Annotated in this window: 10 protein-coding genes; 1 reads left to right on the top strand and 9 read right to left on the bottom strand. The window is 75.5% G+C overall.

From position 1 onward, the window contains the following. Positions 1–24 precede the first annotated feature (24 nt). The 8 genes from AB5J51_RS11205 to AB5J51_RS11170 form a co-directional block, all read right to left on the bottom strand. Positions 25–1356, bottom strand: coding sequence for a protein kinase (locus AB5J51_RS11205; RefSeq protein WP_369777603.1), 1332 nt, complete (start codon positions 1354–1356; stop codon positions 25–27). Beyond that, on the bottom strand, positions 1353–2201 hold the full coding sequence (locus AB5J51_RS11200) for a PP2C family serine/threonine-protein phosphatase (protein WP_234382437.1): 849 nt from the start codon (positions 2199–2201) through the stop codon (positions 1353–1355). Before AB5J51_RS11200 ends, AB5J51_RS11205 begins: the two co-directional genes overlap by 4 nt. Before the next feature lie 92 nt (positions 2202–2293). Beyond that, positions 2294–2953, bottom strand: coding sequence for a tellurium resistance protein (locus AB5J51_RS11195; protein ID WP_136223216.1), 660 nt, complete (start codon positions 2951–2953; stop codon positions 2294–2296). 36 nt (positions 2954–2989) lie between these two features. Next, positions 2990–3118, bottom strand: coding sequence for a hypothetical protein (locus AB5J51_RS11190; protein ID WP_267887504.1), 129 nt, complete (start codon positions 3116–3118; stop codon positions 2990–2992). A 57-nt stretch (positions 3119–3175) separates the two neighbouring features. Beyond that, positions 3176–4846 carry a hypothetical protein gene (locus tag AB5J51_RS11185; RefSeq protein ID WP_369777602.1) on the bottom strand — a complete coding sequence of 557 codons (1671 nt, stop codon included), beginning with the start codon at positions 4844–4846 and terminating at the stop codon, positions 3176–3178. Then, positions 4837–7341: a GTPase-associated protein 1-related protein gene (locus AB5J51_RS11180; RefSeq protein ID WP_369777601.1), complete on the bottom strand. Its 2505-nt coding sequence runs from the start codon at positions 7339–7341 to the stop codon at positions 4837–4839. Before AB5J51_RS11180 ends, AB5J51_RS11185 begins: the two co-directional genes overlap by 10 nt. Then, positions 7338–8681, bottom strand: a complete 1344-nt coding sequence (locus AB5J51_RS11175) for a hypothetical protein (protein ID WP_234382436.1) — start codon at positions 8679–8681, stop codon at positions 7338–7340. Before AB5J51_RS11175 ends, AB5J51_RS11180 begins: the two co-directional genes overlap by 4 nt. A 1-nt stretch (position 8682) precedes the next feature. Beyond that, the gene (locus AB5J51_RS11170) at positions 8683–10818 is read right to left on the bottom strand and encodes a hypothetical protein (protein WP_369777600.1); all 2136 of its coding nucleotides are present in this window, start codon (positions 10816–10818) and stop codon (positions 8683–8685) included. Between the two features lie 313 nt (positions 10819–11131). On the opposite strand from AB5J51_RS11170, the gene AB5J51_RS11165 reads away from it, so the two are divergent. Next, positions 11132–13192: a phosphocholine-specific phospholipase C gene (locus AB5J51_RS11165; RefSeq protein ID WP_369777599.1), complete on the top strand. Its 2061-nt coding sequence runs from the start codon at positions 11132–11134 to the stop codon at positions 13190–13192. Here AB5J51_RS11165 and AB5J51_RS11160 read toward each other — a convergent pair. Beyond that, on the bottom strand, positions 13179–13943 hold the full coding sequence (locus tag AB5J51_RS11160; RefSeq protein WP_159047255.1) for a hypothetical protein: 765 nt from the start codon (positions 13941–13943) through the stop codon (positions 13179–13181). The genes AB5J51_RS11165 and AB5J51_RS11160 overlap by 14 nt on opposite strands. Between the last annotated feature and the right edge of the window lie 62 nt (positions 13944–14005).

Here is a 14005-nt window from a genome sequence, read left to right as displayed (position 1 = left end):
CCCGGCCCGGTGGCCCCGCCCCGCCTACTTCGCTCGTACGACGGCCCGCGCGCCGCCGAAGTCCAGCTCCAGGCCCGAGCGCAGCGGAACCGTCTGCCCCGGGTCGATGCGCTGGGTGGAGCCGTCCGCGCGGGTCCCGGTCCACGTCGAGGCGGACCGGTTCGCCAGCCCGAACCGGCCCGGCTTCTGGGGGTGCTCGGTCAGCTGCGCCACCAGCGTCGCATCGCCGTAGTCGTGCCGGGCCGGCTCCGCGGCCAGATGGTGCGCCTGCACCCGGGAGGACCGGTGCAGCAGGATGTGGTGCTCGGTGCGCGGCGGCGGAGTGGTCAGCACCAGCCGCGGCGGCAGCACCAGCGTGCTGCCGCAGCTCCAGCACGTCCCCGGATCGGCGGCCCGCGGCTCGGTCATGTTCTGCTTCCCGCACTGCGCGCACTCCACCACCGCGTCGAGCACGGCCCGCAGGGTGTCCCGCCACTGCGACTCCCGGACCCGGGTCGTAGGGTCGTGCAGGCCCGTCGTGAAGTTCTTGGTGAACAGGTCCCGCAGGGAGTCCGGGGCCGCCGCCCAGGTGGCCAGTACCGTCGCCTGCTCGGTGGGGTCGGGCGCGTTGGACCGGTCCTGCGGGTCGAAGACGAACAGCGGCTGCTTCCCGTACAGCTTGCGCTCCGCCGCCTCGTCGAGGCAGTGGATCGCCAACTCGCGCCTGCCCTTGAGCGGATGATGGTTCATCAGCAGCATGAACAGCAGCACCGACAGCGAGTGCAGATCGCTCTGGGTGCCGGGGGAGACCCCCGGATCACCCCGCACCAGCTCGGGCGCCATGAACTCCATGGTCCCCGAGATGCCGGTGCTGTCGCCCTCCACCACCGCGTTGTCGTTGTCGCAGACCAGCACGTCGCCGGTGGCCGGGTCGAAGAAGATGTTGCCCCAGGAGATGTCCCGGTACGCGATCCCGCGCGAATGCAGGGCCTGGTACGCCTCGACGGTGTACAGGCAGGCCGTCAGCAGGGCCCGCGGCGTCGTGCGCAGCTGCCGCCGGAACAGCAGGGGCAGGCCCTTGAACCGGTCCGGGCGGATGTCCATCAGGTACCCGAACCCGCCGCGCCCGTCGGCCACGAAGTCCAGGGGCCACAGGAAGCGGTCGTCGTCGAAGCCGCGGCCCACCAGCTGGCGGACGATGTCCTCCTGCGCGGGGGTCGCGCAGGCCGAGTAGTACCACTTGAGCGCCTGGTCCCCGGCGGGGGTCCGCACCCGGTAGACCTCCCCCTGGCCGCCGGCGCCGAGCAGGTCGAAGACCTCCACGCCCATGCCGCTGTCGGTCGTCAGCAGGCTTCCGCTGTCGAGCATGCCGCTCATTCGTCTCTCCCGTGCGGGTCGGTCGGTGGTGCCGCGTCTGTGGTCCTCGCCCCGGTGGCCGTGGCCGGTGCCGGATGCCAGGCCGCCACCAGGGTCGTGTCGTCCCCGGAGTGCTGCGAGGCCTTGGCCAGCCATTCCGGCAGGACGGCCCGGACGGTGTCCGCACCCTCCGCCGACAGCCGGTCGTCCAGCCCGGCCATGAACTGCAGGAAGCCCCGGTCCGAGGCGAAGCTCTTGGACAGCCCGTCGGTGGAGACCGCGACCAGCCGGGGCGCCCGCCAGGGTGCCGTCACAGGCGCCCAGTGCGTCCGTACGCGCAGCCACGCCGCCGGGCTGCACAGCGACTCCGTCTCGTCCCCCAGGTCCGCCTCGGCGGGCGCGAGCGGTACGGTCACCCGCCCGTCGTCGTCCACCACCGTCAGCTCGCCGTCGCCGAGCTGCCAGGCCGCGAACACCCGGGGCGTGAGCACCGCACCGACCAGCGTGCTCCCGTACAGCAGCAGCTTGTGCTCCTCGGACAGGCCGGGCTCCTCGTGGGAGCTGGTCCGCTCCCAGTTGCCGAGGACCTGCTCCCGCCATGCGCTGACCAGCTGGCGGGGGAAGGCGTGCCCGGCGTAGTGCATCAGCCAGGCCAGGCTCGGCGGCCGCTCCTCGCCGGGGGGCCGGGCGAGCGCCGCGAACCGCCGGGCCTCCTCGACGAAGAGGTCCACGGCGAAGCGGGAGCCCAGATGGCTGCGGGCGTGCACCGCGGAGCCGTGGCCGTCGGCCACCGCCATGATCAGCGGCTCCTCGGCGGTACCACGCCCCGAGACCTCGCAGTAGTCCTGGTTGCGGGTCTTGTTCACGCCCTGGACGCTCTCCCGGAACGTGGCCCAGAGCGGTACCGGCCCCGGCGCTTGCGGCGGTACCGGCGGTGGCTGCGGTGACACGGGCCCGCTCACCACACGTCGTCATCGTCGTCGTCGAGCACCGGCGGGGCGTACGGCTGCTTCGCCATCGCGTCCGCGGAACCCGCCACCGGCTGCGAGGCGGCCTTGACCGCGGCCGTCGAGGCCCAGCGGATCGCCGCCGCCAGCTGCTTGGGGCTGTTCGCGTCCAGCGGCTGGAGCTCCGGATTGCCGAGGAACTCCTGCAGCACGGTGCGGTCGGCGTCCGCACCGATCGCGATGGCCACCCGTACGGCCTTGCGCCCCCACGGGGTCGCGTCGACGGCCCGCAGCCCCGCCTTCCAGTCGTCCGTCGGCACTCCGTCCGAGACCAGCGCCAGCACCGGCTTCAGCGCCCGCTGCGGCATCGGCGGGGTGTCCAGCTCCCGGGCCACCAGGTGCAGGGCGTCGCCCAGATTGGTCATGCCGTCCACCTGGACGTCCTGCCAGGTGAAGTCCTCCACCGGAACCGGGTCCTGGTGGTGCCAGCGGGCCGTGGTGGAGAACGTCATCGTGCGCAGCAGCAGCTGGGCCGCCGGATTGTCCTGCGCCACCGAGCGCATCTCCGGAACGGCCTCTCTGATCGCGTAGTTGAGCTGGCCGATCTTCTCGCCCTGCATCGAGTACGAGCAGTCGAGCAGCCAGATGAAGTGGACGGGCCGGTTCGCCATCGGCCCGCCGGGGATGTCACTCACCGCTAATCTCCTTCAAATCCCGAGCCATTGCGGCACGTACCGCACGAGCGCCGCCAGCCCGGCGGCCGCCGTCATCACGACCGCCACCACGAACAGGACCAGCATCAGCAGCCGCCCCCGCGCGATCTGCGGTGTCACCATGGGGTGTTGCTCCTCTTCTGAATGACTCCTGGACCCTAGCCTCCGGTCCGGCCCACGTCACAGGCTTGATCGATCCGGTGCCGTCCGGCCGCTGCGCCCCCGCGGCCGGGGCAGCCGCGGCAGGCGCGGGGACTGGGCCCCGGCCGCCGGCCCGCCGATCCGCAGCCCCGTACGGGACAGCAGCCACAGCACCGGTTCCGCCGCCCGCCGCTGCTCGGACGCGAGGGCGCCCGCCCCGGTGGCGGCATGGGCGCTGACCGCCCAGTAGCGGGCCGCCGCGAAGTCGTGGCCCAGGGCGCGGACCAGCTCGCCCAGTCCGATCTCGGCCAGCCAGGCGTCGACCGCGCCCTCCGGCCGCGGCAGCGAGTCCAGCCGGTCCAGCACGTCCCGCTTCGTCACCACCGCCGCCACGCCGAGGCGCCGCCGCCGGCCACCGAGGCCCTGGAGCTCCCCGGTGAACCCCGCGTACGTCTCCACCGGGCCGAGGTCGGCGGGCCGGGCGGCCACCGCCAGCTGCCCGTCGCCCCCGCGCAGGGTGCGCCGTACGGCGGGCGAGGCCAGCACGTCCGCGACCAGCAGGACCCCGTCCGCGTGCGCGAGGTACTCCTGGCGCCGGGTGGTGTCCGCATCGCGCAGCGACTCGCCCATCGGGTCGTACAGGTACAGCAGCCGCTGCCGCCGCAGTCGCAGCCGGCCGCTCCCGCGCCCGACGAGCAGCATCAGCGCCCGGGGCTGCCCGCCCTGCGTCTTCAGCGCCCACCCCGTCGTCTCCACCTGCCGGCCCAGCGTGTTGGCCTCCCGCCGGTCGGCGGGGGACGCGAACTCGACCGTCAGCGCCGACTCGTGCGACCAGGCCCGCAGCCCGTCGAGCAGCGCCGCCATCAGCATCGTCTTCCCCGCCGAGGTGCCCCCGATCAGCGGCAGGTGCACCACCCGCGTGGTGCCCACGGCCGGCGGCAGCCCCTGGTCGCAGTGCGGGCAGCGGGCGGTGAGCCCCCGCCTCCCGGCGAGCGCGGTGGTGGGCAGCGCCCGCTCGCAGCGGCAGACGTGCCGCAGCGCCCCGTACCGGCCCGGCCGCAGCTCGCGGTGCGCTGCGCCGCAGCCCGGGCAGACGTGCACGGCCAGCGGGAACGGCCGGTAGCAGCCGGGGTACGGGCACTTCATGCGGATGCCGCGGGCCAGCTTCCACAGCCGCTCCACGCTCCGCCCCGCCAGCACCCCGGCCAGCGCCACCGCCGAGACCAGCAGCAGCTGGGCGGCGAACGCCAGCGCGACGCCGACGAGCAGGGCGCAGGACAGCAGGGCGGACAGCAGCGCGGCCAGCGCCGTCGCCGGTGCGAGCAGCCGCAGCAGGAGCCGTCCGAGGGCGTGCTCGGCGCGGTCCCCGGTCGAACCGTTGCGGCCGCTCAGCAGCCGGTGGCGGACGATCTCGTCGAGCCAGTGGTGGACCAGCAGGTACCGGACGGTGTGCGCGGCCGCCTGCGCCGCGGCCACGGCGTCGATCCACATCTGCCGTGCCCAGTACGCGGGTTGCCCCGGCTCCGTGCCGGCGTACGGGCTGACCCGCGGGTCGGGGGCCCCGGGCGTGCGCGGCCCGAGGGCCGCCCAGGCGGCACCCAGCGCCAGCGCCAGGAACCGCCACAGCCCGTACCCGAGGCACACGGCCGCCCCGATCACACCGGTGGCCACCCCGAGGACCTGCAGGACGAGCGCGGCGTTCACCTCCACCGCCCCTCCTCGGCGGATTCGCCGGGGGCGATGGGCCCGCCGGAGCCGCCCCGCAGCGGCGGGCCGCCGGGCGGGGGCTTCGCACCGCGGCGCCCGGAGCCGCCGAAGCGGTCGCGGAGCCGGCCGAAGGCGCCGGGCCGCTGCCAGCCGCGGAAGTCCTCCGCCCAGCGGCCGCCGAGCCGGGCCAGGGCCTCCTCGAGCGCCTTGAGCTCCGACGGTGCCAGGCCCCGTACGACCGGGCGCAGTACGCCGTCGAGCAGGTCGGTGCGGGCCTCCTGCCACACCGGGCCCGCCTGCGGCTGGGAGGACCAGGTGGCGAAGCACTGCGCCGCGTACTCCGGTTCGCGCCTCAGCCGGTCCGAGACCTGCGGCTGCCGGGCGGCCCGCCGGTACGCGGCCAGCAGCTCGGCGTCGTTGCTCTCGACCAGGGCCCGCACCTCGCTCCCGGGCCGGTCCTCGGCGAGCAGCCGGGCGGCCGCCGCCGCGTAGGCATGCTCCCGCGCCGTCGGCGTGGGGTCCAGCGTCCGCAGGTCCAGGGCCTGGCGGACCCAGCCCGCCCCCGTCTCCCCGGCCCGCAGGTTCCGGGCCAGCTCCAGCAGCAGCAGCGAGGACCGCAGCGGGGCGGGGAGTTGCGCGGAGAACCGCCGCAGCAGCTCCACCGCCAGCTCCTCCGCGTACCGGTCGTCGGCCGGAGCGCAGACCGCCGCCTGCGCGAGCAGCTCCCAGGTGCCGGCCTCCCGGTGGGCCCGGTCGCCCAGCGCAGACAGGACCAGCCAGGCCTCGCCCGCGGTCGGCGGCTCCGCGCCCCACACGAGCCGCATCGCCGTGCGGAGCACCAGCGGTTCCTCCTCCAGGGAGGCGCCGGAGTGCTCCACGAGCCCGGTCAGCGCCTTCACCCGGTCGCCGCCCGCCCCGCCCGCCGCTCGTGCGCACATCCGCAGATGCGGCAGTGGCTCGGCCCCGGTCAGCCGCAGCGGGGTCAGGGCGAACAGCCGGGCCCCCGCGGCCGGATCGCCCGCCGCGAGCGCGTCGAGCCGGTCGAGTACGAGGCCCCGCAGCTCGGCCTGCTCGGCCGGCTCCGCCAGCGCGGCCCGCACCGCCTCCCCGTACGCCCGCTCCGGATCGGCGATCAGGGCGCGCGCCAACTGCCCTGCCACATCGGGCAGAAGATCCGCGATGCCCACTCCGAGCTCGGCGGCGACCCGCAACAGCCCGGCCCGGTCGGCCGGTCCGCGCTCCGGGTCGGTGAGCGCCGCCCGCAGCTCCGGGCCCAGTTCGGCCGCGAGCCGGGCCCGGGCGGCCTCGCCCAGCACCCCCGCGGGCGGGACGGCCCCGCCCGAGCGGACCGCCCCGGCCAGGGCCAGCTCCACCAGCGGCTCGCTCACCGCCGGGGGTGCCCAGCCGGCCAGGGCCGTCAGCAGCCGCCCGCTCGCGGCGGCCTCCTCGGGCCCCCGGTCCCCGGCCGGGCCGCCCAGCGCCCGGGCCAGCGCGTGCAGCCGTGCGCCGTCCAGCGCCTCCCGGTGTCCGGCGGCCCAGTCGGCGGCCGCGGTCCGGCCCGCCGAGTCCAGGCCGATGCCCGCGGCGAGGGCGAGCGCGGCCAGCGGGCCGGCCTCGTACGGGCCGGACCGCCCGCCGGGCAGCCGCCGGACGTCCGCGAAGAGGTCCTGCCGCTGCGCCCGCCAGATCAGCGCGGCGGTCTGCGCCCACGGGTCGGGATCCGGCGCGGGGGCCGCCGCGCGAGCGGCGTCGTACACCCGGTAGCGGTGCTCCTGCCCGGCCAGGCTCTGGCCGTCCTCCGGCACCACGCCGATGATCTGCTGCCGGGCGAGCTGCGGCCGCCGGGTGTACGTGGTGAAGGTGAGCCACTGGCCGCGCCGGTGCGGCAGCACACTGCAGGCGAGCAGGATCCACCAGGCCACGGCCTCGCTGTCCTGCTCCACCAGGACGAGCTGCGGGGCGGCCGGGTCCTCGACGAGCCGGCGCACATCGGCGAAGAACCTGGCGAGCCAGGGCCCCCGGGCGGCCACGAAGGCCGTGAGCGCGCCGACGTCGAGCGGGCCCGGGGCCGGCACCGACGCGAGCGGCGGTACGGGCGCTCCGGCCGGCGGGGAGTCGGCCGCCCACTGCCGGGAGCCCCAGGAGGTGATCGGCAGCGGCCATTCGGCGGGCCGGTCCGGGTCGGCGGGCTGCGGCAGATGGACGGCGTGGGCGTGGAAGTTGCCCCAGCGGCCGCTGTAGTCGGCGCCCGTGTACACGGAGCGGGCCAGCAGCCGGCTGCCGTCGGCGAGCACGTTCAGGCTCAAGGCCTGTGGGAAGGCGCCCAGTTGGTCCGCGCTCGGGCGCGGCGGCGCGTCCCGGGGCGGCTCGTACCCGATCAGCTGCTCGGCCTCGCGCAGCAGGGAGGCGGGCACCCCGGGGCTGACGGCGGTGAACCGGAAGCCCGATCCGTCGGGACCCGGAGGCGCCGAGGTGTAGTGCATCTGGGCGAGGTTCATGCCGCTCCTCCCGGCGTGTGCGACCGGTCCGCCGTCGCGCCGGCAGCCGGCGGCGGTGCCGGTGTCGGTGTCGGTACCGGACCGGCCACCGCCGTACGACGGCCCGCTCCGCCGGTCCCGGTGCGCGGCAGCAGCCCGCCCAGCCCCAGCAGCCACAGCAGCGGGTCCTCGACCCGCAGCGGCTGCGGTCCCGACTTGGGGGCGTCCGCCGGTGCGTGCGCGGGCGGCGGGGAGCCCAGCGCCGAGAGCCCGAACAGCGACAGCCGGGCGAAATCCCGGTCCAGCTGCCGGAACAGCGCGCCCGAGTCCCAGCCGTCGAGGAGCCCCCGCATCTCCTCGTGCACCGCCAGCCGGTCCTCGTCGTCCACCGCGCCGCCCGCATGCCCGGCATTGCGCCGCAGCGGGGAGTGCGGCCCCACCAGCGAGAACAGGGAGTCCGTCTTGGTCACCGCCACCGCCAACGGCGTGGTGACCCGGCCGCGCGAGGTGCCCCGCCCGTGGGCCCGCAGCTGCGCCGCCAGGTCGGCCGCGATCTGCTGGGGCGGGGTCTCCACGGTGGGCAGCGGCAGCCCGGCGTCCACCGGCAGCTGGTCCCGTACGGCCCGCATCTGGAGGGGGTCCACCAGCAGGATGATCCCGTCGGCGGCGGCCAGGTAGTGCGTGTACCGGTCCATGGCCTCGGCGCTGCCGAGGTCCTCGCCCGCCGCGTCGAAGAACACCAGCGCGGTGTGCCGGCTGCCGTCCCCGCGCAGCCGGCGGCGCAGCGGCAGGCTCAGCCGGTACAGCAGCGGGTCGTTGAAACCGAGCGCCGCCGGTCTCGTCGCCTCCGGCAGCCGCAGCCGGTCGTACAGGTCCTCCGCCATCTCCCGGTCCCGGCGCTGGGTCTCGCCGCCCATCGCCGTGATGGAGGCGCCGTACGCCCGGCCCACCCGGTTGCGCAGCTCGTTGATCAGGACGGAGACGTAGGTGCTCTTGCCCGAGGCCTTGGGGCCCAGCAGGGCGATGATCCGGGTGTCCTGGTCGGTGTAGTCGCTCGGGAAGTCGCTGTGGCAGCGCAGACAGACCCGCACCGGGGTGGAGACCCCGCAGTGCGGGCAGTCCGCCCGCGCGGCGCCCCCGCTCCCGAGACGGCCCGCGAGGCCGCGCGGAGCGGTGAACACCGGGCCGCGCATCTTCAGCGCGGGCGGCACGCTCGGCCCCATGAACTCCGCCCATATGCCGTCGAGTTCCGCAGTGCACGGCTTGCCGCCGCGCACCCCGGTGGCGGACATCTGGCAGCGGAACGGCAGCCGGGCGGCGGCCGAGCGGTCGAAGCAGTAGGGGCAGACGACGGAGGTCATGTCAGCGGACCACCAGGGAGGTGAGGGAGGGCTCGTCGAGCCGGACGGAGGCGGCACGGCCGCCGAGGAGGAAACCGCGCACGGCGTACGGGCCGCCGGGCGCGCGGGGGTCGATCTCGCGCTCGACGGTCCCCGAGGCCGCGAGCTCGGCGCCGGTCACCCGGCACAACTCGGCGCCGTCGGCGGGCCGGTGGGGACGGGCCGCACCGCCGCCCGCTCCGGCGACGAGGACGAAGTCGGGCAGCCCGGAGCCGGGATCCCCACCGGGCGCGTGGAGGGTCACCCGGAGCACGGCGGGACCGCGGCGCAGCATCCGCCGGGGCCCGGGCAGGAGTCGGTACGCGATGGCCACGTCGGCCGGGAGGACGGCCTGCTCGGCGTCGCGCGGGGCGGCCGCGGTCGCGAGCGCGCTGCGCGGGGCGGCGTACGCCGTGACGCGGACGGCGCCGGGGCCGACCGGCAGCTCCAGTCCCTCGCGCAGGAACACGGCTCGCACGACGGGGTGTTCGGCGCGCTCGCCGCCCGGCTCGGGGGTCACCGCGACCGTGACCCGGCCGGCGCCGTCGGGCCAGTCGAAGCTGATCCGGGCCCGCCCGGCGGTGGTCCGCCGGACCGTGAGCCCCGTGACCGGCTCCGGAGCCTCGACCACCACGCCCGGTCCGGCCAGCGCCCGTTCGCCGAGGACGGCCACGGCGCTGACGGTGGCCAGCGTGCCGGGCGGCGGCTGCGCGATCCCGTCGCAGTCCACCCAGGGCAGCGCTTCAGGCAGCGCGGAGGCCGCCAGCTCGGCCCCCTCGGCGGGAGCCGTCCCCGGCCACTGCACGAACCGTACGCGGCCCCCGCCGCCCCCCGTCCACCGGAACTCCAGCCCTCCGGCGTCCCGGGCCACGGCGCCGAGCCCGACCACCGGCTCCGGCCAGGGATGGACGGCGGTGGGCGCCTCGACCCCGCCGGACCACACCTCGCCGCCCACGCCCGCGTACCGGCACCGCACCCGCAGCACGTACGCCCCGGGCTCCAGCCCCTCGGCCCGTACGGCTTCCCGTCCGTCCGCAGGGCCGGGGGCGACCGGTGGCCCGAGTTCCACGGTGCGCCCCTCGGGGCCGGTCAGGGTCGCCCGTACGCCCGTCGAGCCGGGCGGGCGGAGCCAGGAGGCTTCGATGCGGGCCCGGCCGTCGGTGACGCGGAGCTCCGTCGCCTCGGGGGCCACGAGCAGCGGGGCGCTGATCAGGGGCGTGCCGCCTTCGGCGGGAAGGGCCACGTACCGGACCTCGCGCCCGAGCGGGGCCCGGCGGTCCGTCAGCGGCTCCGCGCCGAGCGGGCCGGGCACCTCCGGCAGCGGCGTGGTGAGCGGCTCGCGCCGGGTCAGCCGGACCACCCGCCGGCTCCCGTCCGGGTCGGCACCGGGCGGTCTGCGCAGGGCCACCCCGCCGGGCAGGGGCCACGCCTCCAGCGGCCCGGGGTCCCCGTCGGCCGGGCGGTGGGTGCGGACCAGCCCCCGCACCGCGCGCGGGCAGTCCCAGGCCAGCCGGGCCGCCTGCCCGTACGCCGCCGCGGCCCGCTCCGGATCCTCGCGGTCCTCGTACTCCCGGGCCTCGTCCAGCAGGGCGTCGGCGGCCCGTACCCGCCCGGCCAGCTCGGCGAGCCGCCGCGCCAGCAGCGGGTCCCCGGCGGCCACCGACGGCGGCAGTACGGCGGCGCTCCAGGCGGCGGCACGCACCCGCCCGGCCAGCCACGCGTCCTCCAGCCCCTCGGCGGCGGCCCGCTGCGCCGGGTCCAGCCGGGGGCTCCCCGCGGCCGCGTGCACCAGGGCCGCAGCCTCGTCGGGGTCGACCCCGAACCCGGCGGCCGTGTCCGGCAGATCCCCCCTGGGGTGGTCGTGCAGCAGCTGCACCAGCTGGTACAGCAGGATCCGCCGCAGCGCGGCCGGATCCCGCTCCTGGATCGCGGCCAGCTGCTCCAGCAGGGCACCGGCACCGGGATCCGCCCCGGCCGCCGCCCCGGCGGCCCCCCGGGCAGCCCGCAGCCCTCGCAGGGCCCCGGCCCCCACATGGCGCCTGCGCCCCGGCCCTTCGACGGCGAAGATCCCGTCGAGCACCCGGAACCGCCCGCCGGCAGGGACCAGCAACTCGCCCAAGTGGCGTAAGCCCAAGGCCTGTTGCGCCGCCACGAGTTCCCCGTACCGTGCCACCAGCGGAACAGCAGGCAGGCCGGAAAGCGCGCGGGAACGCCCCAGGGCATGCCCGAACTCGGTCCCCGCCATCTGCTCCGCGCCCCCCGTGCAGTGTGTTTCGGAGGTCATTCCAGCAGATGCGCGGACCGTCCGGGAGGTCTTTCCGTTCTCCAGCTGTACCGCGCGGTGTCACGAACTGATCCCCGTCCGGTACCCCGGGACCGCTGTCCTTGGGTCGCCCCTCGACACCCCCCCTCACTCGCAGAGGTCGTCCCCCATGGCTGAGCTCAATCGCCGCAGGTTCCTGCAGATCGCGGGCGGAACCGCCGCAGTCGCGATGCTGAACGAGAGCATCGCCCGCGCGGCCGCCATCCCCGCGCAGGGCAGTACCGGCACCATCCAGGACATCGAGCACATCGTGGTCCTCATGCAGGAGAACCGGTCCTTCGACCAGTACTTCGGCTCGATGAAGGGCGTCCGGGGCTTCGGCGACCCGCGCCCCGTCCTCCAGGACAACGGGAAGTCCGTCTTCTACCAGTCCAACGGGACGAAGGACATCCTCCCGTTCAACCCGCAGGTCGACGACCTGGGCATGAAGTTCGTCGAGGGTCTGAACCACGACTGGGCCGGCGGCCACGCCGCGTACAACAACGGCAAGTACGACAAGTGGGTCCCGGCCAAGACGACCACGACCATGGCCTACATGACGCGGAACGACATCCCGTTCCACTACGCGCTCGCGGACGCCTTCACGGTCTGCGACGCCTACCACTGCTCCTTCATCGGCGCGACCGACCCGAACCGCTACTACATGTGGACGGGCCACACGGGCAACGACGGCACCGGCGGCGGCCCGGTCCTCGGCAACCAGGAAGCCGGCTACGGCTGGAAGACCTACCCGGAGCGCCTGGAGGCGGCCGGGGTCTCCTGGAAGATCTACCAGGACATCGGCGACGGCCTGAACGCGGCCGGCTCGTGGGGCTGGATCAGCGACGCGTTCCGCGGCAACTACGGCGACAACTCGCTGCTGTACTTCAACAACTACCGCAACGCCGCGCCCGGCAGCCCCCTGTACGAGAAGGCCCGCACCGGCACCAACGCCAAGGCGGGCGAGAGCTACTTCGACAAGCTGCGCGCGGACGTGGTGAACGGCACGCTGCCCCAGGTCTCCTGGATCGCCGCGCCCGAGGCCTTCAGCGAGCACCCGAACTGGCCGGTCAACTTCGGCGCCTGGTACATCTCGCAGGTCCTGGACGCCCTGACCGCCAACCCGGCGGTGTGGGCGAAGACGGCGTTCTTCATCACCTACGACGAGAACGACGGCTTCTTCGACCACGTCGTCCCGCCGTACCCGCCGGCGTCCGCGGCATGGGGCCTGTCCACGGCCGACGTCTCGAAGGACCTGTACGCCGGGGGCGGCGGCTACGCGGCCGGCCCGTACGGCCTCGGCCCGCGCGTCCCGATGATCGTGGTCTCCCCGTGGAGCAAGGGCGGCTACGTCTGCTCCGAGACCTTCGACCACACCTCGGTGATCCGCTTCATGGAGAAGCGCTTCGGCGTGCAGGAGCCCAACATCTCGCCGTGGCGCCGCGCCGTCTGCGGCGACCTGACCTCGGCGTTCGACTTCTCGAGGTCAGACGCCTCGCCCGCGGCGCTGCCCTCGACGGCGGGCTACATCCCCCCGGATCACAACGCCCACCCCTCCTACCACCCGGTCCCGCCGGCGACGGGCGCCCTGCCCAAGCAGGAGGCGGGCCGCAAGCCCACGCGCGCGCTCGGCTACGCCCCGTACGTCGACGGCAGGGCCACGGTCTCCACGGGCCAGTTCACCCTGACCTTCTCCTCCGGCCCCAGCCTCGGCGCGCACTTCCACAGCACCTCGGGCAACCGGACGGACGGCCCCTGGCCTTACACGGTCGAGGCGGGCAAGACCCTCTCGGACACCTGGAGCACCAGCAGCTCCACCGGCAACCAGATCAACCTGACGGTCTGGGGCCCGAACGGCTTCCTGCGCACCTGGAAGGGCCCGGCGAAGAAGGCCGGCCCGGAGGTCACGGCCCGCCACGACGCGGCCACCGGCAACCTGAAGCTGACCCTGACCAACTCCGGCTCGGCGGCGGTCAACCTGACGGTGACCAACGCCTACGGCGGCACGCCCCAGACCCTCCGCGTCGCGGCCGGCGGCACGGCCACGTACACGGCGGACCTGGCCACCACGGGCAGCTGGTACGACGTCAAGGTCGTCTCCGACGCGGACAGCACCTTCCTCCGCCGCTTCGCGGGCCACGTGGAAACGGGCGCCCCGGGCCTCTCCGACCCGGCGATCAAGACCGTCTGACGCGGTCGTCCGGTGTGCGCAGCAGCCGCCGTTCCAGGACCGGGAGGTCGGTGGGGCGGTGGCTGCGGGCGTGCCGGAGCAGGAGGTCGCGGGCGGTGTCCGGGACGCGGCGGCGCTTGGGGTGGCGGGTGGTGAACTCCTCGCTCGCGAAGAACCGTACGGCGGCGTCCAGCCCGCCGCGGTCCGTCTCACGCACTGCCCAGGCCAGCTCCGCCGTGCCTGCTCCGGTCAGCAGGCGCTGCGGGGCCGCGTCCGCAAGGAGGGACGCCGCGTCCGCGGGGTTCTCCCGGGCGGCACCCTGCCAGGCGAAGGCGACCGACAGCGCGATGCCCGCCGGGGGCTCCGGCTCCTCGCCGCGGGCCATCGCCTCGGCGTAGCCGCGGAGCCCGCCGGGCGCGGCGGCCGCCCACCGGGCGCGGTGCCTGGCCGGGATGCCGTCCGCGGCCCTGCTGTCGAGCAGCTGGGCGAGCGGCTGCGGCCGCATGACGTTCGGCAGCTCGCGGATCCGCGGGTCGTCGCTGCCGCCCGGCTCGTGTTCCCAGCACATGCAGGAGAGGAACTTGATCCCCGGATCGGACGGTTCGTGCGTCCCGGTGGCTGCGGGCTCGTCGGGCCAGACGGCGAGTACCTCCGCGATCTCCTGCGGATCGACGATCTCGTAGTACGCGGGGTGGTGCGGGTGGCCGGTCCCGGTCCTCGCGTCGCGGATCCTGATGCACTCCACGGGCACGGAAGGAGGTGTCGGTATCACGGTGTGATGGTAGGCCCGCTGGGCAGGAGGTACGGCGTCCCGCTCCGCCACCCCCGCCACCG

Source organism: Streptomyces sp. R33 (assembly GCF_041200175.1).
Lineage (GTDB): Bacteria > Actinomycetota > Actinomycetes > Streptomycetales > Streptomycetaceae > Streptomyces > Streptomyces katrae_B.
This window is presented reverse-complemented; position numbering and strand designations above follow the sequence as displayed.